This is a genomic window from Bradyrhizobium sp. AT1, from assembly GCF_001590795.1.
Taxonomy (GTDB): Bacteria; Pseudomonadota; Alphaproteobacteria; order Rhizobiales; family Xanthobacteraceae; genus Bradyrhizobium.
Window position 1 is genome coordinate 5,270,822 of sequence record NZ_JXDL01000001.1, and the last position, 1,691, is coordinate 5,272,512.

Annotated in this window: 1 protein-coding gene and 1 pseudogene; both read right to left on the reverse strand. The window is 69.1% G+C overall.

Annotated elements, in window-relative coordinates; all coding sequences use genetic code 11:
- A pseudogene (locus SE92_RS37205) lies at positions 1–393 on the reverse strand (hypothetical protein); the annotation flags it as partial.
- A gap of 120 nt (positions 394–513) precedes the next feature.
- On the reverse strand, positions 514–1,650 hold the full coding sequence (gene recF / locus SE92_RS24485; RefSeq protein ID WP_063199055.1) for a DNA replication/repair protein RecF: 1,137 nt from the start codon (positions 1,648–1,650) through the stop codon (positions 514–516).
- Positions 1,651–1,691 lie beyond the last annotated feature (41 nt).

Below are 1,691 nucleotides of genomic sequence, written 5' to 3' on the forward strand. Positions count from 1 at the left end.
GGGCCCGAGCGGAGAGGCGAAGGCGAGCAGGACATGGTCGGCTGCGATCGTCGCGCCATCCGGCTGTTCCTGCCAGCCGAGCTTTCCGAGCTCGGTGCGATAGAAGGCGAGGACGTCGCCGAGCTCCGCGGGCACGGTGGTCTCGAGCCTGGTGCGCAGCGGCTTTTCGACGCCGGGCATCACGGTGGTGTGGGTGCCGCGATAGCTGAAGCGGGTCGGCGCCGGCAGTTGGGCCTCGGGGTCCAACGTGAGCGCGGCCGAGAACAGCGGCGGCAGATTGGACACGAAGGCGCCGGCGCTTGCCGCGAGCACGCAGCTCGCGACGAGCGCAAGGCCGCACGCAAACAGCTGCCATCGTGCCGGAGCTTGTGCCCCATGCCTCATCGTCGTCATGCCGATGCTCCAAGGATCTGCCAAGACTATCGCGCGTGTCCGGGATATTCGCGCGATGGCCGCTGCCGGCGGCCACAAGCAGCTAGTCGCTGACGGAAACGAGCGGGTTCAATGCCGCCTCTAGCGTCGGGCGGAGACCTGTCCGCTCTCGACGTCGAAGACTTCGCCTCCGGCGCCGATCTCGGCGAACGCCGCCGGGTCCGCGCCGGTCAGCCAGACCTGCGCGCCAAGCTTCTTCAGCTCGTCGAACAGCGCTGCGCGGCGGTTCGGATCGAGATGCGCGACGACCTCGTCGAGCAGCAGCAACGGCACGATGCCGGTCATTTCCGCCACCAGCGTCGCATGCGCCAGCACGAGGCCGATCAGCAGCGCCTTCTGCTCGCCGGTCGAGGCGTCGCGTGCCGGCATGCTCTTGGGCGCATAGATCACCTGGAGATCGGTGAGATGCGGGCCGTCGGTGGTGCGGCCGGCGATGGCATCGCGCGGACGGTTGTCGCGCAGGATCTGCCGGTAGCGGTCCTCGACCGATGTCGCGGTCTCCGTGAGCAGCGCGTTCTCCATCCAGCCGTCGAGCGCGATCTGCGCCGAGGGAAAGGCGGAGGCTTGCGCGCGCGCGTTGAGCATGCCGGTGAGCCTTGCCGCGGTCTGGCCGCGCGTGGCCGCGACCGCGACCGCAAGCTCCGCGGTTTCGCGCTCGATCGCGTCACACCAATGGTCGTCGTAGTTGCGGGTTTCGAGCAGGCGGTTGCGCGAGCGCAGGGAGCGTTCCAGCGCGGAGATGCGGCTGGAATGATCGCTGTCAATGGCGAGCACCAGGCGGTCGAAGAAGCGCCGGCGTTCGGACGCCGCGCCCATGAACAGCCCGTCCATGGCCGGCGTCAGCCAGACCATGCGGATGTGGTCGCCGAAGCTGGTGGCTGAATTGACCGGCTCGCGGTCGATGCGGCAGCGCCGGCTCACGGAGCTGTCGGGCCGCGGCGCATCGATGCCGGTGCCGAGCGTCGCCAGCCCCAGCGCGCCCTCGACCTGCGCCGACACCGCCCAGGAGCCGTCGCCCTGGTTGTCGGCGACGTCTTCCAGCGTGGCGCGCCGCAGGCCGCGCCCCGGCGACAGGAACGAGATCGCCTCGATGCAATTGGTCTTGCCCGCCCCATTGGGCCCGACCAGCGCCACCATGTCAGCCGCCGTCTCGAGCCCCGCCGCCCGGTAATTGCGAAAATGCGTCAGCGTCAGGCGATGAATGCGGGAGGGGGTCATCTTGCTCTGTCATTGCTGGGCTTTACTTCCCTCCCCCCTTG